We start from the raw sequence: 21,986 nt of genomic DNA on the forward strand, positions 1-21,986 counted from the left end.
GATCGACCCGCGATCACCCCCCCCGCCCCCTCATCGTCGAAGGACTCCTGTCTCGTGACCGCGCCCGCCACCACCGGTTCGCTCCGGGTCGTCCTGCACCCGGGAGACTCGCTCTCCCGCGGGCAGCGGCTCGTCTACGTCTTCGTCCTGGGCGCCCTCACGGCGCTCGGGCCGTTCACGATCGACCTGTACCTGCCGGCGTTCCCGGCGATCAAGGACCAGTTCAGCGTCACCGACGGCGCGGTCCAGCTGACGCTCACCGCGACGACGCTCGGCTTCGCCATCGGGCAGCTCCTGGTCGGCCCGTGGAGCGACAAGGTGGGCCGTCGACTGCCGCTGATCATCGCGACGACGGTGCACATCGCCGCGTCGATCGGCGCCGCGACCGCGCCGGACATCGAGCTGCTCGCGGTGTTCCGCGTGCTGCAGGGCATGGGCGCCGCAGCCGGCGGTGTCGTCGCGATGGCGACGGTGCGTGACCTGTTCGGCGGCAAGCCGCTGGTGCGCATGTTGTCCCGCCTGGCGATGGTGAACGGCCTCGCGCCGATCCTCGCGCCGCTCATCGGTTCGCAGATGCTGCAGTTCACCAGCTGGCGCGGCATCTTCGTCTTCCTCGCCTGCTACGGCCTGGCGGTGGTCATCGCGTCGATCCTGCTCATCGTCGAGACCCTGCCCCCGGCCCGTCGGCACGAGGCCGGACACTCCACCATCGGCCAGCGCTACAAGGCGCTGTTCTCCGACCGGATCTTCGTCGGCGTCGCGCTCATCGGCGCCATGGTGTTCAGCGGACTGTTCTCGTACCTCAGCGCGTCACCGTTCCTGTTCCAGCAGGTCTACGGGCTCGACGCGCAGCAGTACGGGCTGCTCTTCGCCGTCAACTCGGTCGGGGTCGTCCTCGGCGTGCAGATCTCGTCGCGGCTCGCCCAGCGGGTCGGTCCGCAGTGGATCCTGGCGTGCTCGACCGCGACCCTGCTGCTGGCGTCGCTCGCGATCATCGTCCTCGACCAGCTCGGGGCCGGTCTGGTCGGCGTGCTCGTCCCGCTGTGGTTCTTCATCGCCGCGTGCGGGTTCTCGTTCCCGCTCGTGCAGGTCATCGGTCTCGCCGCCCACGGGAAAGAGGCGGGGACCGCCGCCTCGGTGCTCGGCGCCCTGAACTTCGGCGTCGCCGGGCTCATCTCGCCGGTGGTCGGTTGGCTCGGCATCACGACGGCCACCCCGATGGCGATGGTGATGGCGTCGACCGCCGCCGTCGCGATCCTGATGCTCTGGTTCGTGGTCCGCCCGCGGACGGTCCCCGCGCTCACGCACTGACGACCCGGACCGCCGCGCGCTCCGGTCCCTAGGCTGTGCCCATGAGCGACGCGACGGAGCGGGCACGGGCGGCTGCCGAGGCAGCGAGACAGGCCGCCGACGAGGCACGTCGGCTCGCCGACGAAGCGGCGCGGCGAGCCGAGGAGCTCGCCGCCGCACTGGCGGCGGAGGAGCAGGCGGTCCTCACCGCGGACGCGGAACCCGCGGTCGTCGGGTCCCCGCCACCCACCGGCCTGGAGGCGCGGCTCACGCCCGACGCGGAGCCCGCCCCTGCAGCCGCACCGGCTCCCACCACCCCTGCCGCGGCGGTCGACGCGACCGTCCCGGATCCGGTGGCGACGGCGGCGACCGGCACCGTGCCTCCCGTCCGTGCCGAAGCCGGCCCGCTCGGACCGGACGCGGTCGCAGCGATCCGTGACGGCTACGCCGTCGGCGGCGGCGCGATCGAACTCGGTGCCCTCGTCAACGGCGCAGCGGTGCCCGACGTGCAGGTCCGGATCCCGCTCGCGATGCTGAACCGGCACGGGCTGGTGGCGGGGGCGACCGGCACCGGCAAGACCCGCACGCTGCAGGTGCTCGCCGAGCAGATCGCGGCGAACGGGGTGCCGGTGTTCGCCGCCGACGTGAAGGGCGACCTGTCGGGTCTGGCCGTCGCGGGGCAGGCGAACGACAAGCTGCTCGACCGCACCGCGGGCATCGGCCAGCAGTGGCAGGGTGTCGCGAGCCAGGCCGAGCTGTTCTCACTGGGCGGGCAGGGCACCGGCGTGCCGATCCGTGCCACCGTCTCCGGGTTCGGGCCGCTGCTGCTGTCGAAGGTGCTCGGCCTGAACGACACGCAGGAGTCCTCGCTCGGTCTGGTGTTCCACTACGCCACGCAGCAGGGCCTGGCGCTGGTGGACCTCGACGACCTGCGGAGCGTGCTGACGTTCCTGGTGAGCGAGCAGGGCAAGGGTGAACTCGCCGAGCTCGGGGGCCTGTCGAAGCAGACCGCCGGGGTGATCCTGCGGGAGCTCGTCACCTTCGCCGACCAGGGTGCCGACCAGTTCTTCGGCGAGCCCGAGATCGACACGCAGGTGTTCCTGCGGACGGCGGCGGACGGGCGGGGGATCGTCAGCCTGCTCGAGGTGCCCGGTGTGCAGGACCGGCCGGAGGTCTTCTCGACGTTCCTGATGTGGTTGCTGGCGGACCTGTTCAACGAGCTGCCGGAGGTCGGCGACCAGGACGAGCCGAAGCTGGTGTTCTTCCTGGACGAGGCGCACCTGCTGTTCAGCGGGGCGTCGAAAGACTTCACCGAGCAGATCGTGCGGACCGTGCGGCTCATCCGGTCGAAGGGCGTCGGGGTCTTCTTCGTGACGCAGACCCCGAAGGACGTGCCGAACGACGTGCTGGCGCAGCTCGGGTCACGCATCCAGCACCAGCTCCGCGCCCACACCCCGGACGACGCGAAGGCGCTCCGGGCGACGGTGTCGACCTACCCGACGAGCGACTACGACCTGGGCGAGGTGCTCACGTCGCTCGCGACCGGCGAGGCGATCGTCACGGTGATGAACGAGCGGGGCGCGCCGACCCCCGTCGCGTGGACCCGGCTGCGCGCACCCCAGGGGTCGATGGACCCGATGCCGGCCGACGAGATGGCCGCACGGGTGCAGGCCTCACCGCTCCTGGCGACCTACGGCACCCGCGTCGATCCGGACTCGGCCCGCGAGGTGCTCGCGCGCCGGATGGAGGCGGCGGCCGCTGCGGCCGACGCGGCCGCGGCAGCCGACGCGGCGGCGGCTGCCGCGGCGGACGCGTCGGCGGAGGCCCAGCAGGAGTACGAGCGGCAGCAGCGGGAGTTCGAGCGGGCCGAGCGAGCGTCGGAGGCGCGGCGGTCCGGTCGGTCCGGCGGCTCCGGTCGGTCGGGCGGGACACGGCGGTCCGGGACGCGGCGAACCGCGGGGGACCCGCTGTCGGACCTGCTCGGCTCCGGGCTGGGCGGGACCATCGCGAAGGAAGTGGTGCGCGGGATCTTCTCGACGCTGCGGCGGCGGCGCTGACGGGTCCGCCGGTGGGTCAGCGGGCGTTGAGGCCGGCGAACTCGACGGCGAGCAGCCCGCCGACGACCAGCACGACGAGGCCGCCGACGAGCAGGAACGCCGACCGCTGCTCGTACCAGGCGAGGCTCGTCGGGTAGCGCTTCGCGAAGGTGCGGGCGGAAACCGGCCGCGACTCTTCGACGACCTGCACGCCGAGCGCGTCGACGACCCGGTCGAGCCCGTCGTCCCCCCACACGTCGGCACGGAGCCGGAAGAGGTGGGTGCCGGTCCGGTCGAAGGCGACGAGTTCCCGGACGGTCCGGTCCACCGACGAGCCGAAGGTCGTGGCGAGCACCAGGCTGTGCACGCGCTCGCGGGGGATCCGCCGGTGCGCCGTGAGGACCCCGCGGATCGTCAGGCCGTCGTCGTCGATCCCGATGAACGCGGTGTGCAGTCGCACGAACACGATGCCGACGGCCGCGGCCATCGCGACGACGATCCCGGCGAACACGGCCCACGTGCGGAACGGGAACGAGACCCAGACCAGGGCGACGGCGAGCGGCACTGCCGAGAAGGCGATGCTCAGCGCGGTGGAACGGACGAGGGACCGGCGCGGACGGAGGACCGTGTCGAAGACGGCGGGCCGCACGGGCACTGCGGGCACGGTGGTGTCCCCCATGGCGCGTCTCCTCGTCCCCTCGGGTGTTCCGGGCACGCTGATCAGCACGCCCTCCGAGCGACGCCCCTGCCGCTCGATGCACCGCGGTCGGCTCGTCCCGGAGCCGTTCGCTCGGCCAGCATAGGCGACCGGCGGGTACCGGGGACAGCCCGTTCCACCCCTGGTCGGCGTTTCCCGGCCAACCGAGGGGGAACAGGGCACGCGCTCGTCCGCAGGGTGGGGGACCGGACGGTCGTGGAACGACGAAGGACCCGCACCGATCGGTGCGGGTCCTTCGTGGTGGTTCGGCCTTGCTCGCTGCGGAGAATGGGGGATTCGAACCCCCGAGGGCTTGCACCCAACACGCTTTCCAAGCGTGCGCCATAGGCCACTAGGCGAATTCTCCTGACACCGTCTCGCGACGGCGACACCCAATGGTACAGGTTCTGCGCGGTGCTCACGACCGCGTGTCGTCGGTGCCGGTGCTCCCAGATGTCGTGACATGTCCGGCGACTACCCTGGGCCTCGTGTCGACCCGCATCTACATCACGTCAGCAGAAGGGCACACGGGCAAGAGCACCGTCGCCCTCGGTGTCCTCGAGACCCTCGCCCGGTCCGTCGGCCGCGTCGGCGTGTTCCGGCCCGTCGCCAGATCGGTCGTCGAACCCGACTACGTGCTCGAGCTGCTGCTGCAGCACACGGCCGTCGGCATCTCGTACGACGACGCGGTCGGGGTCACCTACGACGACGTGCACGCCGACCCCGAGGCGGCGCTCGGCACCATCGTCACCCGGTTCGCCCAGGTCGAGCGGCAGTGCGACGCCGTCGTGGTGCTCGGGTCCGACTACACCGACGTGGGCAGCCCCACCGAGCTGTCCTTCAACGCGAAGGTCGCCGCGAACCTCGGCGCTCCGGTGCTCCTCGTGCTGGGTGGCCGCGACGCCGCCGAACGTGCGGCCCGCACCCCCGAGGGCATGGCGCAGGTGGCGGACGTCACGACCAGCGAGCTGCGGGCGGCACACGCGCAGCTGTTCGGCGTCGTGGTGAACCGTGCCGACCCGGACGCCCTCGCCGCCATCGTGACGAGCGTCGAGCAGGCCGTGCACGACGACCACCCGGACGTGCCGGTGTGGGCGATCCCCGAGGACCGCGTGCTCGTCGCCCCGACCGTCCGCGCCCTGCTGCAGGCCACCGGCGCCACCCTGGTCCGCGGTGACGACGCCCTGCTCGACCGCGAGGCCCTCGGTACCGTCGTCGCGGGCATGAGCATGGAGAACGTCCTGCCCCGGCTGATCGAGGGCGGCATCGTCGTCGTCCCCGGTGACCGGAGCGACGTCCTCATCGCCACGCTGCTCGCCAACCAGTCCGAGACGTTCCCGAGCCTGGCCGGCGTCATCCTAAACGGCGGGTTCGAGATCGCCCCGCAGGTGTCGCGGCTGCTCGAGGGCCTGTCGAGCTCGCTGCCGATCGCGCAGAACGACCTCGGCACGTACGACACCGCCCTCCGGATCACCCAGACCCGTGGCCGCCTGGCCGCCGACTCGCCCCGGAAGGCCGACCTCGCGCTCGCCCTGTTCGAGCAGCACGTCGACGCCGAGGCCCTGCGCGACCGCCTGCAGCTCGCCCCGTCCGGGGTCGTCACCCCGCTCATGTTCGAGCACGGCCTGCTCGACCGGGCGCGCAGCTACGGCAAGCGCATCGTCCTGCCCGAGGGCGAGGACGACCGCATCCTCCGTGCCGCCTCCACCCTGCTGCAGCGTCAGGTCTGCGAGCTCACGATCCTCGGCGACCCCGCCGCGATCCGCACGCGGGCGACCGAGCTCGGCCTCGACCTCGAGGCCGCGCAGCTCGTCTCGCCGTTCGACCCCGAGCTGCGTGAGCGCTTCGCCGAGGAGTACACCCGGCTCCGCGCCCACAAGGGGATGTCGATCGAGCTCGCCCGCGACACCGTCACCGACGTCTCGTACTTCGGCACGATGATGGTGCAGCTCGGGCTCGCCGACGGCATGGTCTCCGGCGCGAAGCACACCACAGCCCACACCATCCGGCCGTCGTTCGAGATCATCAAGACCCGTCCGGACACCTCGATCGTGTCGAGCGTGTTCCTGATGGCGCTCGCCGACCGCGTGCTCGTCTACGGCGACTGCGCGGTGATCCCGGACCCGACGAGCGAGCAGCTCGCCGACATCGCGATCTCGTCCGCCGAGACCGCGACCCAGTTCGGCATCGACCCCCGCGTCGCGATGCTCAGCTACTCCACCGGCGACAGCGGCTCCGGCGCCGACGTCGACAAGGTGCGCGCCGGCACCGCGTTCGTGCGGGAACGCCGACCCGACCTGCTCGTCGAGGGCCCGATCCAGTACGACGCCGCAGCCGACCCCACGGTCGCGTCGACGAAGATGCCGGACTCCCCGGTCGCCGGCCGCGCAACGGTGTTCATCTTCCCGGACCTCAACACCGGCAACAACACGTACAAGGCCGTGCAGCGTTCGGCCGGCGCCGTGGCGATCGGCCCGGTCCTGCAGGGCCTGCGCAAGCCGATCAACGACCTGTCGCGCGGCGCCCTGGTGGGCGACATCGTGAACACCGTCGCGATCACCGCGATCCAGGCCGGCACCGCGACCGACGCGGCCTGACCGCCCGACCCGCACCGCGCCTCCAGGCCCGACAGAAAGTGACCACCCCGTGACCGCAGCCCTCGTCGTCAACTCCGGCTCGAGTTCGTTCAAGTACCAGCTCATCGAGCTCGAGGACGAGCGCACGCTCGCTTCCGGGCTCGTCGAGCGCATCGGCGAGTCCGCCGGGGCCTGGAAGCACACCAACGCGCTGACGGGGGAGTCGTCGTCGAACGACGCCGCGTCGGTGCCCGACCACGCGGCCGGGTTCCAGGCGATGATCGACGCGTTCGCGAAGGTCGGGCCGTCGTTCGACGAGCACCCGCCCGCCGTCGTCGGCCACCGCGTCGTGCACGGCGGCACCACCTTCGACCGTGCGACGGTCGTCACGGATCAGGTCGAGCAGCAGATCGAGGACCTCAACAGCCTCGCGCCGCTGCACAACCCCGCGAACCTCGAGGGGATCCGCGCCGCGAAGCAGGTCTTCTCGGACGTCCCCCACGTCGCCGTGTTCGACACCGCGTTCCACCAGACCATGCCGCCGCACGCGTACACGTACGCGATCCCCGCCGACCTGGCCGCCGAGTACGGGATCCGCCGCTACGGCATGCACGGCACCAGCCACAAGTACGTCTCCGAGCAGGCCGCGGAGTTCCTCGACCGGCCGCTCGCCGAGCTCAAGACGATCGTGCTGCACCTGGGCAACGGCGCCTCGGTCGCGGCGATCGACGGCGGCAAGTCCATCGAGACCTCGATGGGCCTCACCCCGCTCGAGGGGCTCGTCATGGGCACCCGCTCCGGTGACCTCGACCCCGCGGTGCTCATCCACCTGCACCGCGAGGCCGGGATGACCTTCGACGAGCTCGACACCATGCTCAACAAGCGGTCCGGCCTGCTCGGCCTGACCGGCAACGGTGACATGCGCGACGTGCAGGACGCCGCCACCAAGGGCGACGAGCAGGCGGAGGCGGCGCTCGCCGTGTACCGCCACCGCATCCGTCGGTACGTGGGTGCCTACACGGCGCAGCTCGGCGGGCTCGACGCGGTCGTGTTCACCGCGGGGGTCGGCGAGAACAACGCGCTGCTGCGGCGGCGTGTGCTCGCGGGGCTCGAGCACCTGGGCATCGAGATCGATCCGGACCGCAACGAGCTGGCGTCGCGGGACGCCCGCCGCATCTCCACCGACGGCTCACGGGTCGCGGTGCTCGTGATCCCGACGAACGAGGAGCTCGAGATCGCCCGGCAGTCGGCTGCGGTCGCGCTCTGACGCGTGGCGCCGTGGCGCGTGGCGGCGGCACGGTGCGGTGTTCGTCGGGTGGTGCGGGGCTGACTGCTGGGTGCGCGCTTGCAGCGCGGCACGGGGCGCGGAAGCTCGCACGGGCTGAGTAGGTGCGCACGGTGCGGACGGGAGGCGCGGGGCGAGCTGGTTCCGGGCCTCCCGTCCGTCCGTAGGTCGCGTCCGGCGCATGGGGCGGTGTTCGTTGGCTGGTGCGGGGTTGCCTGCTGGGTGCGCGCTTGCAGCGCGGCACGAGGCGCGCAAGTCCGCACGGGGTGAGCAGGTTGGCACGGTGCGGACGGGAGGCGCGGGGCGGGCTGGCGCCGTGCCTCCCGTCCGTCGGTGGGTCGCGTCCGGCGCACGGTGCGGTGTTCGTGGGCTGGTGCGGGGTTGCCTGGTGGGTGCGCGCTTGCAGCGCGGCACGGGGCGTGGAAGTCCGCACGGGGTGAGCAGGTGCGCACGGTGCGGACGGGAGGCGCGGGGCTGCCTGCTGGGTGCGCGCTCGCAGCGCGGCACGGGGCGCGGAAGTCCGCACGGGGTGAGCAGGTGCGCACGGTGCGCGGCCCGGCACCTTCGGCGAGGAACTCGCACGGGGTGACGGAGCGCGCACGGTGCGGGCCGCACCGACCGGTCAGGTGAGCGCGTTCAGCGCCGCCGGGATCGGGGTGTCGCCGCTGGTGACCTCGAACTGCACGCCGACCGCGGCGTCGTCGAGCAGGGCGTGCAGGACGACGGTCGCGACGTCTGCCCGGGGGATCGAGCCGCGCGGGACCGTCCGGCCGACGTGCACGGTGCCCTGCGGCGGCGTGTCGAGCAGGCCGCCGGGACGCACGATCGTCCAGCGGAGGCGTCGGGCCCGCAGGTTCGCGTCCGCCTCGGCCTTCGCTCGCAGGTAGACCTGGAACACCGCGGCGTCGTCCTGCGCGGGCACGACGGCGAGCTCGGGGTCGTAGGTGTCGGCCGCCATCGCGGAGATCATCACGTAGCGCTCGATGCCGGCACGCTCGGCGGCGTCGGCGAGCAGGATCGCACCGTCACGGTCGACGGTGAGCTTCCGTTCGGCGCCGCTGTTCGGCCCGGCACCGGCGGCGAACACCACGGCATCGACACCGCGCAGGCGGAGCGCGAGGTCGTCGTCCCCGAGCTGCTCCAGGTCGGCGACGATCGCACGCGCCCCCTGTTGCTCGACGTCGGCCACGTGCGCGGGGTTGCGGACGATCGCGACGGCGTCGTGGCCGGCGTCGGTGATCTGGCGGGCGAGGAGCAGGGCGATCTGGCCGTGTCCTCCGGCGATGGCGATCTTCATGTGTTCGAGTCTGCCCGTTGCGTCCGGTAGACTTCTCGGCGGCTCCTCACGTGACGCCATCCAGGCCAACTCCCCCAGGGCGGAAACGCAGCAAGGGTAACCAGGCTCTGGCGGGTGCGTGAGGAGTCTTCTTCGTTCCCGCCTGGCCTGTGGACGGGCACGCGGGTTGTCGGTCGTGACGGCTACCCTTGTCGCGTGGTCACCGCCCTGTATCGCCGTTACCGGCCCGAGAACTTCGCCGAGCTGATCGGGCAGTCGCAGGTCACCGACCCGCTCCGCACGGCGCTCCGCACGAACCGCGTCAACCACGCCTACCTGTTCAGCGGGCCCCGTGGCTGCGGCAAGACGACGTCGGCCCGCATCCTGGCGCGCTGCCTGAACTGCGCCGAGGGCCCGACCGACACCCCGTGCGGCGTCTGCCCGAGCTGCGTGGAACTCGCCCGCGACGGCAGCGGTTCGCTCGACGTCATCGAGATCGACGCCGCGAGCCACAACGGCGTCGACGACGCGCGTGACCTGCGCGACCGTGCCGTGTTCGCGCCGGCTCGCGACCGCTACAAGATCTTCATCCTCGACGAAGCGCACATGGTGACGCCGCAGGGCTTCAACGCACTGCTCAAGCTGGTCGAGGAACCGCCGGAGCACGTCAAGTTCATCTTCGCGACGACCGAGCCCGAGAAGGTCATCGGCACCATCCGGTCGCGCACCCACCACTACCCGTTCCGGCTCGTCCCGCCCGCGGTGATGCTCGAGTACATCGAGCAGCTCTGCACGCAGGAGTCCGTGTCGGTGGCCCCCGGCGTCCTGCCCCTGGTGGTGCGTGCCGGCGGTGGATCCGTCCGTGACACCCTGTCGCTGCTCGACCAGCTGATGGCCGGCAGCGAAGACGGTGCGATCGCCTACGAGCGTGCCGTGGCCCTGCTCGGCTACACCGATGCCGCCCTGCTCGACGACGTCGTCGACGCCCTGGCCGTCGCCGACCCGGCGTCCGCGTTCGCCGCGATCGACCGCGTCGTGCAGACCGGACAGGACCCCCGCCGTTTCGTCGAGGACCTGCTCGAGCGCCTGCGCGACCTGATCGTCGTCGCGGCGACGAACGAGAGCGCCGCCGCCGTCCTGCGCGGGGTCTCCCCGGAAGAACTCGACACCATGAGCCGCCAGGCCGGGGTCTTCGGCGCGACCGGGCTCTCCCGCTCCGCCGACATCGCGAACCGTGCCCTCACCGAGATGACCGGCGCGACCTCGCCCCGGTTGCACCTCGAGCTCATGACTGCCCGGATGCTCGTGCCCGAGGCCGACGACACCCAGCGCGGAGCCCTCGCCCGCGTGGAGCGACTGGAACGTCGCGTCGGGGTCGGCGACGCCGGTGGACACCAGGCCGGCGCCGGCGAGCAGTCCGCTCCCGCCGTCGCCGCTGCACCGCGTCGTGAGCAGCCGGCAGCCGCGGCTCCCGCAGCGCCTGCTCCCTCCCTCGCCCCGACGCCCGCTCCGGCAGCGGCTCGTGCGACGCCCGAGCGTCCCGTCGAGCAGCCCGCCGCGCCGCAGGCCGACTCCGGAGCCGTGGCCCGCGACGCCGCAGCGTCGTGGGCAGCGGTCGCTCCGAGCACTCCTGGAGCACCCGCGCAGACCTCGGCCGAGCCCGCGAAGTCCGAGCCCTCGAAGCCGGAGCCCTCGAAGCCGGAGCCCTCGAAGCCCGCGGCCGAGCCGGTCAGCCCGTCGTCCACCGGTCAGGGCACGACGATCGGTGACGAGCCCGCCGTCCGGACCGTCGGTGCCGTCGGCTTCCAGCAGATGCGCGACTCCTGGCCGCAGATCGTCGAGCACGTGCAGCACGCCAAGCGTTCGGCGTGGTCGGTGGTCGTCACGGCGCAGGTCACCGCGCTCCGCGACGACGTGCTGACGCTGACGTTCCCGAGCCAGCAGGACGTCGCCTCGTTCAAGGAGATGTCCGACCCCTCGGCGAGCGTCAGCGAACTGCTCCGCGCCGCCATCGTGGACGTCCTCGGTCTGCGGGTGAAGTTCGTCGCCCGCGGGCCCGGACAGCAGCAGCGTCCCCAGCAGCAGCAGCAGTCGGCTCCGGCACAGCAGGCCGCACCGGCCCAGCGTCCGGCGCCCGCTGCCCAGGCGCCCGCCGCGGCCCCGGCGCCGGCCCCGGCGCCCGAGCCCGCAGCACCGGAGTCCCCGACGCCGGCTTCCGCTGCTGAGCCCATGCCGACGGCTGCCCCTGCCGCCGAGCCGAAGGCCGCGTCGGCAGCACCCGAGTCGACGGCACCTCCTGTGCCGACGGCAGCGCCCGCGCCGAAGTCCGCGCCCGAGCCGAAGGCAGTGCCGACCGCGTCCGCCCCGCAGCGCGACCAGGCACCGGCCGAACCGACCCCCCCTCCCTCGGGCGCGCCGGTGACGGACTGGGCGGTCGCGACGATCCCCGCCAGCGACCCCACCGCCGACGCCGTCCCGGAGTCCGTCGAGCCCAGCTGGGCAGCACCCTTCGGCACCGTGCCGGCGTCCGCGCCGGTCGCCCCCGCCGAGACGAGCACGCCCCAGCCGGCCGAGTCGGCACCGTCGGCCGCACCCGCGCGACCGGGCGCTGCCACGGCCGGGCAGCCCGACGGCCCGACCACCCCGGGTCTGCAGGCGGCGTCCGGAGCGGGAGCCGTACCTCCCGGCGGTTCCGTCGTGCCGGGCGTCCCGGTCGACGACTACCCACTCGACGACGAACCGTACGACGACGGTGCCCCGTTCCCCGACCCGGGGATCGGACGAAGCGCAGCACCAGCAGCACCAGCAGCACCCGCAGCCGCGGCGCCGGCAGCCCCGGTGCAGCAGGCCGCACCGCAGCGTGCGGCCCAGCCCGCCGCCGCTCCCGCCCGCACCGCACCGCCCGCACGCCGCGCCCCGGTCGCCGGCCGGTACGGCGAGGCCGTCGTGCGTGAGATCCTCAACGCCCAGTTCATCGAGGAGACCGCTCTCCACCAGGACGGTGCCTGATGTACGACGGGATCGTCCAGGACCTCATCGACGAGTTCGGCCGCCTGCCCGGCATCGGCCCGAAGTCGGCGCAGCGCATCGCCTTCCACATCCTGCAGACCGAGTCGTTCGACCCGAGCCGGCTGTCCGAGCTGCTCGCCGACGTCAAGGAGCGGGTCCGCTTCTGCGAGATCTGCGGCAACGTCACCGAGAACGTCCAGTGCAGCATCTGCCGCGACCCGCGCCGCTCGCCGGCGACGATCTGCGTGGTGGAAGAGGCGAAGGACGTCGCGGCGATCGAGCGCACACGAGAGTTCCGCGGGCTGTACCACGTGCTCGGTGGGGCGATCAGCCCGATCGACGGCATCGGACCGGACGACCTCCGCATCCAGCAGCTCATGACACGTCTGGCCGACGGCACCGTGGCCGAGGTCATCATCGCGACCGACCCCAACCTCGAGGGCGAGGCGACGGCGACGTACCTCAGCCGGCTGCTCGTCCCCATGGGCATCCGCACCACCCGGCTCGCGTCGGGGCTGCCCGTCGGCGGCGACCTGGAGTACGCCGACGAGGTCACGCTCGGTCGTGCCTTCGAAGGGCGCCGCGTCGTCGGCGGCTGACCGCCACGCAGGATCCTTGCGTCGGGGCCCGCTCGCACGCAACATCCCCGAAACACCGACTACCATTGTGAGACCGCGTGACCTCGCGGTGTCGCCGTCTCCGGGAGTACCAGCCAGTGGCCTTGATCGTGCAGAAGTTCGGTGGTTCATCCGTCGCGGACGCCGAGAGCATCAAGCGCGTGGCGAAGCGGATCGTCGAGACGAAGAAGGCCGGCAACGACGTGGTCGTGGCGGTGTCGGCGATGGGCGACACCACCGACGAACTCGTCGACCTGGCGCACTCCGTCACGCCGATCCCCGCCGGCCGTGAGCTCGACATGCTCCTGACCGCGGGGGAGCGCATCTCGATGGCGCTGCTCGCGATGGCGATCAAGAGCCTCGGGGTCGAAGCGTCCTCCTACACCGGCAGCCAGGCCGGCATGCTCACCGACGCCCAGCACGGCAAGGCCCGCATCGTCGACGTCACCCCGAAGCGCGTGCGCGAGGCGCTCGACTCCGGCCACGTCGCGATCGTCGCCGGGTTCCAGGGCTTCAACCGCACCACGGGCGAGATCACCACGCTCGGCCGCGGCGGCTCGGACACCACGGCCGTCGCCCTCGCCGCAGCACTCGACGCCGACGTCTGCGAGATCTACACCGACGTCGACGGCATCTTCACCGCCGACCCCCGCGTCGTGCCGAAGGCCCGCAAGGTCGATCGCGTCACCAGCGAGGAGATGCTCGAGCTCGCAGCCTCGGGTGCCAAGGTCCTGTACATCCGCGCCGTCGAGTACGCCCGGCGGCACGGCGTCACCCTGCACGTCCGGTCCTCGTTCAACAACAACGAGGGCACCATCGTCTACAACCCTGCCGAGGGGGAAACCGTGGAAGAACCGATCATCACCGGGATCGCCGGAGACCTCTCCGAGGGCAAGATCACCGTCGTGGGGGTCCCGGACCAGCCGGGCAAGGCCGCCGAGATCTTCACCAACGTGGCACGCGCCGGGGCGAACATCGACATGATCGTCCAGAACGTGTCGGCGGCGTCGACCGGGCGGACGGACATCTCGTTCACCCTGCCGAAGGACCAGGGCCAGACCGTGCTGACGGCGCTCGAGGTCGCGAAGGCCGACATCGGCTACGAGAGCATCCAGTACGACGACCAGATCGGCAAGCTCGCCCTGGTCGGCGCCGGCATGCGCACGAACGCCGGCGTCTCGGCGCAGCTCTTCCGCGCCCTGCACGACGCGTCGATCAACATCGAGATGATCTCCACGTCCGAGATCCGCATCTCGGTCGTCACCCGCGCCGACACCCTGAACGAGGCGATGCGCGTCGTGCACAGCGCGTTCGGCCTCGACGCCGACGCCGAGGCCGTCGTCTACGCCGGCACCGGCCGCTGACGCCCGCTGACCCGTCGATCCGCTGAACCACCAGGAGCACCGCATGAGCACCCTCACCGTCGCCGTCGTCGGCGCCACCGGCCAGGTCGGCGCCGTGATGCGTCGCCTGCTCGAAGAGCGCGCGTTCCCGGCCGACCGGGTCCGCTTCTTCGCGAGCGCCCGTTCCGCCGGCACGACGCTGCCGTTCCGGGGCGAGCAGATCGTGGTCGAGGACTCCGAGCTCGCTGACCCGTCCGGCATCGACATCGCGCTGTTCTCCGCCGGGGCCACCGCCTCGCGGGCCCTCGCGCCGAAGTTCGCCGCCGCCGGGGCACTCGTCGTCGACAACTCCAGCGCCTGGCGTATGGACCCCGACGTCCCGCTCGTGGTGAGCGAGGTGAACCCGCACGCCATCGACCAGGCGCCAAAGGGGATCATCGCGAACCCGAACTGCACGACCATGGCGATCATGCCGGTGCTCAAGGTGCTCGACACCGAGTCCGGGCTCCGCCGACTCGTCGCCACGACCTACCAGGCGGTCTCGGGTTCCGGGCTCGCCGGGGTCGAGGAACTCCTGGGCCAGGCGAAGGCCGCGCTCGAGCAGGACACCGCTGCGCTGACGCACGACGGATCCGCCGTGACGTTCCCCGAGCCCGTCAAGTACGTCCGGCCGATCGCCTTCGACGTCGTGCCGCTCGCCGGCAGCATCGTCGAGGACGGCCTGGGCGAGACCGACGAGGAGAAGAAGCTCCGGAACGAGAGCCGGAAGATCCTCGAGCTGCCCGACCTGCTCGTCGCCGGCACGTGCGTGCGCGTCCCCGTGTTCACCGGGCACTCGATCTCGGTGCACGCCGAGTTCGAGCGTCCGCTGTCGCCCGAGCGTGCGACCGAGATCCTGTCGAGCGCACCCGGGGTCGAGCTCTCCGACGTCCCGACCCCGCTGCAGGCCGCCGGCCAGGACCCGGCGTTCGTCGGCCGCATCCGCGCCGACCAGTCCGCGCCCGAGGGCCGCGGCCTCGTGCTGTTCGTCAGCAACGACAACCTGCGGAAGGGCGCCGCGCTCAACGCGGTGCAGATCGCCGAGACGATCGTCGCGCGCCGCTCCGTCGACGCGTAGCGCGCCCCGGGCGCGACCAGCAGACGGACAGGAGGCCCGTGGCGACACCGCCACGGGCCTCCTGTCCGTCTGTCGGGTGCCGCCGGTAGGATCGACGGGTGGCAGAGCAGCAGGTGGACCCCATCGACGTCGTCCTGATCGGCGGAGGCATCATGAGTGCCACGCTCGGGGCCATCATCCACAAGCTCGAGCCCAGCTGGAAGATCCGCGTGTACGAGCGGCTCGGCACGGTTGCGCAGGAGTCCTCGAACCCGTGGAACAACGCCGGTACCGGGCACTCGGCACTGTGCGAGCTGAACTACACGCCGGAACTGCCGGACGGCCGCGTCGACATCGCGAAGGCCGTCACGGTCAACGAGCAGTTCCAGGTCTCGCGGCAGTTCTGGGCGCACCTGGTCGAGACCGGCGTACTGCCCGAACCCACGAACTTCATCAACCCCACGCCGCACATCTCCTTCGTGTGGGGCGAGGCCAACGTCGCGTACATGCGCGCCCGGTACGAGGCCATGCGTGACCACCCGCTCTTCGCGGGCATCGAGTTCTCGGACGACCCGGCGCAGATCCGGAAGTGGGCACCGGCGCTCATCCCCGGCCGCAAGAAGGACCAGCCGATCGCGGCGACCTACTCGGCAGCCGGCTCGGACGTCGACTTCGGGTCGCTCACCCGCCAGCTCTTCGACCAGCTCGAGATCGACGGTGTCGAGTTCGAACCCTCGCACCAGGTCACCAACCTGACCCGCTCCAAGGTGTCCGAGGGCTGGGTGCTCAACGTCCGCAACGAGATCGGCCGGTCGACGCAGCGCATCGCCGCGAAGTTCGTCTTCGTCGGTGCCGGTGGCGGAGCCCTGCACCTGCTGCAGAAGTCCGGCATCCCGGAGATCCGCGGCTACGGCGGCTTCCCGGTGTCGGGCGAGTTCCTTCGCACCGACGACCCCGAGGTGGTGCAGAAGCACTCCGCCAAGGTCTACGGCAAGGCCAGTGTCGGTGCCCCGCCGATGTCGGTGCCGCACCTCGACACCCGCATCGTCGACGGTGGGTCGTCGCTGATGTTCGGGCCGTACGCGGGGTTCAGTCCGAAGTTCCTGAAGCAGGGCTCGGTCCTCGACCTGTTCCGCTCGATCCGGCCGCACAACCTCCGCCCGATGCTGAGCGTCGCGTTCTCGAACTTCGACCTGGTCCGCTACCTGGTCGGCCAGCTCCTCGCGTCGAAGCACACCAAGTTCGAGGCGCTCCGCGACTTCATGCCGAGCGCCGAGCCTGAGAACTGGCACCGCATCACCGCGGGGCAGCGTGTCCAGGTGATCAAGCCCGACAAGGACAAGGGCGGTGTGCTGCAGTTCGGCACCGAGGTCATCACCGCCGCCGACGGCTCGATCGCCGGCCTGCTCGGGGCGTCGCCGGGTGCCTCGACCGCCGTGCCGATCATGCTCACGATGCTGCGCCGGTGCTTCCCGGACCGGTGGGACGGCTGGCAGGACGACGTCCGCGCGATGGTGCCGACCTACGGGCAGGACCTGGGGGACGACCCGGCTCTGGCCGACGCCACGCTCGAGCGCACGGCGAAGGTGCTCGGCCTGCACCACTGAGGCCTGTCGTGGTCCGCTCGGGTTTGCGGTCTGTTCGAACGTGTGTTCGAATGACGGCATGCGGTGGAGTGGACAGGCGATCGACGCCGAGCAGAGCGACGCGCTGCCCGGGATGGAATCGAACAGCGGGTTCGTCCGGAGCGTGACGACGCCCGAGTTCGCCGGGGTGACCTTCCACGAGGTCCTGGCGAAGAGCGCCCTGAACCGGGTGCCGAGCGCGGACGGGTCGGGGACCTACGGCTGGACGATCAACCCGTACCGCGGGTGCAGCCACGCCTGCGTGTACTGCTTCGCCCGTCCGACCCACACCTACTTGGAGTTCGACGGCGGCGCCGACTTCGACCAGCAGATCGTGGTGAAGACGAACGTCGCCGACGTGCTGCGTCGTGAGCTCGGCAAGCCCTCGTGGGACCGTCACCCGGTGGCGCTCGGCACGAACACCGACCCGTACCAGCGGGCCGAGGGGCGGTACCGGCTGATGCCCGGTGTGATCGAGGCGCTGGCGGAGTCGCGCACCCCGTTCAGCATCCTGACGAAGGGCACACTGCTGCGCCGCGACCTGCCGTTGCTGGCCGAGGCGGCGAAGGTGGTGCCGGTCGACCTCGCGATGTCGATCGCCGTGTACGACGACTCGCTGCAGCAGTCGGTCGAGTCCGGCACCCCGACGACGTCGGCCCGGCTGGCGACCGTGCGGGCCATCCGCGACGCGGGGCTCGACTGCGCCGTGTTCCTGATGCCGGTGCTGCCGTACATCACCGACACCCGGGCGCACCTCGACGATGCCATCGGTCGGGCGACCGCGGCCGGCGCGACGAGCATCACGTACTCGGCGCTGCACCTGCGGCCGGGCGTCAAGCCGTGGTGGTTCGAGTGGCTCGGCCGCGAGCGACCCGACCTGGTGCAGCGGTACCGCGCGATGTACCTCGACAACACCTACGCGCCGAAGGACTACCGACGGTGGCTGTCGGAGCGCATCCGCCCGATCCTGGCGGCGCACGGGGTCGGACTGGGGCGAGTGGACCCGGCGACGGGGTCGATGGGCTTCTCGGAACCGCGGACGCTGCAGCCGGGCGTGCCGCAGGGGCTGGGCACGGGCGGGCCGCAGGCGCTGCCGCAGGAGCAGTCGGTGCCGACGGTGTCACCGCTGAAGCGCGCCGACCCCGGGTTCGACCAGCGGCTGCTCCGGCCGGCTGCGGCGCAGACGCTGTTCTGAGGAGCGTCCGTCCGGGTCGTGTCCGGTCCACGTTCGGGGGACAGCAAGACCCCGGTCCGGGCCGCTATCATCGTGCGGGTCGCCGCACGGCCCCGGATTCGGGGTACACGGCCGCTGCTCCGGTGGTTGGATCGTGGACGGCGCCCTCGCCACCCGGAAGGATCCACCTCGTGCTCGGCATCCCCACGCACCTCGCACCGCGAGTGAACGCGTGGTCGACCGTGCGCGCATTCCACGCCGGCGCCATCGGCTCGCTGTTGGCCGCGGCCATCACGCTCGTGCTCTACGGCCTGTCCGAGCCCGGGGTGCAGGTCGTCGGCACGGCGCTGGCGGTCGTCCCGATGCTCGCCATGATCGGCGTGCACGTGCAGTTCGGCAACCGCGTCTCGGCGATCGCCTTCCTGGCCGTCGGCGGTGTCTGCGCCTGGTGGTTCGCCGTCGGGGTCCAGCAGCAGGTGCCGACCGGTTGGGTGACCTCGTACCTGATGTCCCTCGTCGTGATCCCGCTCATCCTGGTCGGGGGAGCAGGCGCCGTGCCGAGCCGCGTCGTGCTGTGGTCCTTCGTCGGCTTCTTGACCGGACGACTCGCCACGTGGATCGCCATCGTGCAGGCCGACCAGTCGCCCCGTCCGCTCATCCTCGCCTGGGTCACGCTGGGGTTCGTGGTCGCGCTCGTGCTCTTCACGACCCGCAGCACGGGGCGGAGCGAACGGGTGCAGCCCGAGCTCCTGCGTTCTGCCCGTGAAGAACACGTGTCCGCGTACCGCGCGGGGGTCGAGGCCGAGGCGTCCGCGATCCTGCACGACACCGTGCTCAACCACCTCGGCGCGATCGCCCTCGCGCCGGACGGCCCGATGGACCCGCACCTCGCCGAGACGGTCGACGCCGACGTCGCGGCGCTCACCGGCAAGGGGTGGCTCGCGCCGGCCGCCCGCCCGCGTCCCGGGGCCGCGGCCGAGGCGTTCGGCACCATGGTCGACGAGCACCGGACGCTCGGACTCGACGTGACCGTCTCGGGTGACACCTCCGCGCTCGAGCGCCTGGACCAGCGTGCGCTGTCGGCGGTCGTCCGGGCCGTCGGCCAGTGCCTGGCCAACGTGCGGAAGCACGCGGGGACCGACGCCGCAGAGGTCAGCGTGTTCGACGACAGCGCGTCCTGCACCGTCATGGTCGTCGACGACGGTCGTGGGTTCGACGAGGACGCCACCGGAGCCGACCGGATGGGCCTCCGCGGTTCGGTGCGAGAGCGGATCGGCCGGGTCGGCGGTGACGTCCAGATCTGGTCGTCGCCCGGTTCCGGCACGAGCGTGATGATGACCGTGCCGTACGGACCCGTCACCGGCGCGGTCACCGTGCCGGCGGTCAGCGACGGCCGGGGGACCGAGCGATGAACGCGATCCGGCAGCGGCAGGGGTCCGGTCCGGGGCCCCGTCGCACCGCCCAGCAGTACGACCCGCTCGGCGCGATGGGGTCGCGGCCACTGGCCGTCGTGCTCGGTGCCGGCAGCGTCGTCTGGGCACTGCTCGTGTCGATCTTCGACCGCGACGTCGTGGGCAGCCCGACGCTCAGTGCCCTCACCGTGCTGCTCGTCGCGGCCTCGGCGGTGGTGGTGCTCGCCGCCTCGAGCCCGTTCCGTGCGCCGTTCCCGCGCTCGGCGTTCGTCGCGCACGTCGGGCTGCTCGGCCTGGCGTCGGTCACGAGCGTCGCGGCGCAGTGGGGGCCGGACCGCAGCGCCCTGAACGACTTCATGTCCCTGATCACGGCGACCGGCATCGTCATGGTCGCGCCGTACCGTCCGTGGACCGACCTGACGATCGGCGGGCTCGTGCTGGCCGCGGTGAACGCCGTGACCTGGGGTGCCGGCGCTGCGGAGTTCCCGCACGAGGTGCCGGTCGCCGTCGCGGCGTTCCTGGCCGCGGCACCGACGCTGGTGCTGACCGCCGCGTCCGCGGTGTTCGCCTGGACCTTCGCGGGGCTCGCCGAACGGGTGCAGATCCGTGCCGGGTCGTACTCCGTCGCACGCGCCGAGCGGGACGGCATCGCGGCGAGCGTGCAGCAGGACCGCTCGACGATCCTGTCCCGCGACGTTGCCCCGTTCTTCGCCGAGCTCCGCACACGCGACGTCATCACCGACGCCGACCGTGCCCGTGCCCGCGCGATCGCCGACGGTATCCGCGCGTCCATGGTCGCCGACGCCGACCGCACCTGGTTCGAGCACGCCGTCCGGGTCGACGGCGGCCAGGCGCCGGTGGTCGACGACCCCGACGGCCTCATCGCGACGCTCGACACCGACCAGCGGGCGGTCGTCCGCACGTTCGTCCGCGCGGCCCTCCGAGCCTCGACCGTCGACCCGGCCGGCTTCCGCGCGACCGTGCGACGAGCCGACACTCTGGCGGCACCCGCACCCGGCCGTGTGTCCGTCGACGTGGAGCTCGCCGTCGCGGACTCCGACATCGGCATCCACCGCACCTTCGACCCCTACTTCGCCGTCCTCCGCGTGACGTTCCCCGACCTCGACGTCGCGGTCCGCCCTTCCGCCCTCGCACTAAGGTTCTCCTATGACCAGCACTGACCCGAACAGGCTCTCGGAGGGGTCGCCGTCCCTCCCGAACCCGGGAGCACGACGTGTGCGGCTGGCCATCCTCGACGACCACGAGGTGCTGCTGGACAGCCTGTCGAGCTGGATCGCGGTGAACGCGTTCGACTTCGACCTGGCCCTGACCGCGCACACCTGGCTCGAGATGGTCCACAGCGACAGCTTCCCGACCGACCTGGTGTTCCTGGACTTCCAGCTCAAGGAACCGGTGTCGATCGAGGCCCGCGTCCGCACCTGCCGTGCCGCCGGGGCGAAGGTCATCGTGCTCTCGAGCGTCGACAGCCGCGAGTCCCGCGACCGCGCCCTGGCCGCCGGCGCCGCGGCGTTCCTGTCGAAGTCGCTGCCGATGCGCGAGGTCATGGACGTCGCCCGCGAGATCATGGGCGTCGCCCGCGAGACCCCGCAGCCCCGGGAGTGGCGTCCGCTGCCGACGGGTGCGGCCGCGCACCAGCGCCCGAAGCTCAGCGCCGGCGAGGAAGAGGCGCTGCGGCTCTACGTGTCCGGCTACTCGACGAACGAGGTCGCCGCGCAGATGAACGTGCAGTACGAGACCGCCAAGACGTACCTGCGTCGCGTGCGCGAGAAGTACAGCAAGGTGGGCCGCCCCGCCTCGAAGAAGTCCGACCTCATCCGTCGGGCCGCCGAGGACGGGTTCCTCGCGTAGTGGCGAAGCTCTACTTCCGCTACGGCGCGATGAACAGCGGCAAGAGCACGGGCTTGCTGCAGGCGGCCTACAACTACGAGGAGCGCGGGCACCGGGTGCTGCTCGCCAAGCCCGCGGTGGACACCAAGGGCGACCGTGAGATCGTCTCCCGCCTCGGCGTCACCCGGACCGTCGACATCGTGTTCTCGCCGGACGCCGACGTGCGCCAGGCGGTCACCGCCGCAGGCGCCGTCGACCCCGAGTCGGACCGCCTGGACGGCATGGTGCGGCCCGTCAGCTGCGTGCTCGTAGACGAGGCGCAGTTCCTCACCCCGCGACAGGTCGACGACCTGCTGCGCATCGCGGTGCTCGACGAGATCCCGGTCATCACCTACGGCATCCGCACGGACTTCCGCACCGAGGCGTTCCCCGGAAGCGCCCGCCTGCTCGAGGTCGCGCACTCCCTCGAAGAGCTGAAGACCATCTGCCGCTGCGGCCGCAAGGCGGTCTTCAACGCCCGCACGGTCGACGGCCGGTTCGTCTTCGACGGCTCCCAGGTCGCGATCGACGGCGTCGACGTCGCCTACGAGTCGCTCTGCGCGAACTGCTACCTGACGGAGTCCGGCGGCCGCCTCGACGGCGCCTGACCGCTCGTGCCGGCGTGCGTCCGGTACGCACCCAGCAGACGGACTGGAGGCCCGT

Annotated in this window: 16 protein-coding genes, 1 tRNA gene and 1 other RNA gene; 15 read left to right on the forward strand and 3 right to left on the reverse strand. The window is 71.9% G+C overall.

From position 1 onward, the window contains the following. The first annotated feature begins 54 nt into the window (after window positions 1-54). Both DEJ12_RS06365 and DEJ12_RS06370 read left to right on the forward strand, forming a co-directional pair. Window positions 55-1,311, forward strand: coding sequence for a multidrug effflux MFS transporter (locus tag DEJ12_RS06365; protein WP_051596893.1), 1,257 nt, complete (start codon window positions 55-57; stop codon window positions 1,309-1,311). 41 nt (window positions 1,312-1,352) lie between these two features. Continuing rightward, window positions 1,353-3,347 (forward strand): helicase HerA-like domain-containing protein, encoded by a 1,995-nt coding sequence (locus tag DEJ12_RS06370; protein ID WP_111029408.1) that lies wholly within the window; start codon window positions 1,353-1,355, stop codon window positions 3,345-3,347. Between the two features lie 16 nt (window positions 3,348-3,363). Here the strand turns inward: DEJ12_RS06370 and DEJ12_RS06375 are convergent, their stop codons facing one another. Together DEJ12_RS06375 and DEJ12_RS06380 are read right to left on the reverse strand one after the other, a co-directional pair. Continuing rightward, entirely contained in the window at window positions 3,364-4,005 is a 642-nt protein-coding gene (locus DEJ12_RS06375; RefSeq protein ID WP_111029409.1) for a hypothetical protein, read from the reverse strand. A 300-nt stretch (window positions 4,006-4,305) separates the two neighbouring features. Beyond that, window positions 4,306-4,390, reverse strand: a tRNA-Ser gene (locus DEJ12_RS06380). A gap of 121 nt (window positions 4,391-4,511) precedes the next feature. On the opposite strand from DEJ12_RS06380, the gene pta reads away from it, so the two are divergent. Beyond that, on the forward strand, window positions 4,512-6,620 hold the full coding sequence (pta, locus tag DEJ12_RS06385; protein WP_071405020.1) for a phosphate acetyltransferase: 2,109 nt from the start codon (window positions 4,512-4,514) through the stop codon (window positions 6,618-6,620). Between the two features lie 49 nt (window positions 6,621-6,669). Continuing rightward, window positions 6,670-7,866: an acetate/propionate family kinase gene (locus DEJ12_RS06390; RefSeq protein ID WP_027466390.1), complete on the forward strand. Its 1,197-nt coding sequence runs from the start codon at window positions 6,670-6,672 to the stop codon at window positions 7,864-7,866. Window positions 7,867-8,506: 640 nt separating this feature from the next. Here the strand turns inward: DEJ12_RS06390 and DEJ12_RS06395 are convergent. Further along, window positions 8,507-9,181: an SDR family oxidoreductase gene (locus tag DEJ12_RS06395; RefSeq protein WP_071405018.1), complete on the reverse strand. Its 675-nt coding sequence runs from the start codon at window positions 9,179-9,181 to the stop codon at window positions 8,507-8,509. A gap of 37 nt (window positions 9,182-9,218) precedes the next feature. Between DEJ12_RS06395 and ffs the strand changes: the two genes are divergently transcribed. The 11 genes from ffs to DEJ12_RS06450 all read left to right on the forward strand — a co-directional run bounded on the left by ffs (window position 9,219) and on the right by DEJ12_RS06450 (window position 21,931). Then, an RNA gene (gene ffs, locus DEJ12_RS06400) (signal recognition particle sRNA small type) lies at window positions 9,219-9,315 on the forward strand. A 61-nt stretch (window positions 9,316-9,376) separates the two neighbouring features. After that, window positions 9,377-12,169, forward strand: a complete 2,793-nt coding sequence (locus DEJ12_RS06405; RefSeq protein ID WP_111029410.1) for a DNA polymerase III subunit gamma and tau — start codon at window positions 9,377-9,379, stop codon at window positions 12,167-12,169. After that, complete coding sequence (gene recR, locus DEJ12_RS06410; protein WP_017888680.1) at window positions 12,169-12,768, forward strand: recombination mediator RecR; 600 nt, start codon at window positions 12,169-12,171, stop codon at window positions 12,766-12,768. The genes DEJ12_RS06405 and recR overlap by 1 nt, the downstream gene beginning before the upstream one ends. Before the next feature lie 116 nt (window positions 12,769-12,884). Continuing rightward, complete coding sequence (locus tag DEJ12_RS06415) at window positions 12,885-14,150, forward strand: aspartate kinase (RefSeq protein ID WP_017888681.1); 1,266 nt, start codon at window positions 12,885-12,887, stop codon at window positions 14,148-14,150. A 43-nt stretch (window positions 14,151-14,193) separates the two neighbouring features. Then, window positions 14,194-15,246: an aspartate-semialdehyde dehydrogenase gene (locus DEJ12_RS06420; protein WP_071405015.1), complete on the forward strand. Its 1,053-nt coding sequence runs from the start codon at window positions 14,194-14,196 to the stop codon at window positions 15,244-15,246. Between the two features lie 98 nt (window positions 15,247-15,344). Continuing rightward, on the forward strand, window positions 15,345-16,832 hold the full coding sequence (locus DEJ12_RS06425) for a malate:quinone oxidoreductase (RefSeq protein ID WP_111029411.1): 1,488 nt from the start codon (window positions 15,345-15,347) through the stop codon (window positions 16,830-16,832). Window positions 16,833-16,890: 58 nt separating this feature from the next. After that, the gene (locus DEJ12_RS06430) at window positions 16,891-18,045 is read left to right on the forward strand and encodes an Rv2578c family radical SAM protein (RefSeq protein WP_111029412.1); all 1,155 of its coding nucleotides are present in this window, start codon (window positions 16,891-16,893) and stop codon (window positions 18,043-18,045) included. 170 nt (window positions 18,046-18,215) lie between these two features. Next, window positions 18,216-19,436 (forward strand): sensor histidine kinase, encoded by a 1,221-nt coding sequence (locus DEJ12_RS17965; RefSeq protein WP_181433024.1) that lies wholly within the window; start codon window positions 18,216-18,218, stop codon window positions 19,434-19,436. Continuing rightward, the gene (locus DEJ12_RS06440; RefSeq protein WP_111029413.1) at window positions 19,433-20,617 is read left to right on the forward strand and encodes a hypothetical protein; all 1,185 of its coding nucleotides are present in this window, start codon (window positions 19,433-19,435) and stop codon (window positions 20,615-20,617) included. The genes DEJ12_RS17965 and DEJ12_RS06440 overlap by 4 nt, the downstream gene beginning before the upstream one ends. Continuing rightward, window positions 20,604-21,305 (forward strand): response regulator transcription factor, encoded by a 702-nt coding sequence (locus DEJ12_RS06445; protein WP_035808846.1) that lies wholly within the window; start codon window positions 20,604-20,606, stop codon window positions 21,303-21,305. The genes DEJ12_RS06440 and DEJ12_RS06445 overlap by 14 nt, the downstream gene beginning before the upstream one ends. Continuing rightward, window positions 21,305-21,931 carry a thymidine kinase gene (locus tag DEJ12_RS06450; RefSeq protein ID WP_071247330.1) on the forward strand — a complete coding sequence of 209 codons (627 nt, stop codon included), beginning with the start codon at window positions 21,305-21,307 and terminating at the stop codon, window positions 21,929-21,931. The genes DEJ12_RS06445 and DEJ12_RS06450 overlap by 1 nt, the downstream gene beginning before the upstream one ends. Window positions 21,932-21,986 lie beyond the last annotated feature (55 nt).

Source organism: Curtobacterium sp. MCLR17_059, assembly GCF_003234665.1.
Classification (GTDB): domain Bacteria; phylum Actinomycetota; class Actinomycetes; order Actinomycetales; family Microbacteriaceae; genus Curtobacterium; species Curtobacterium flaccumfaciens.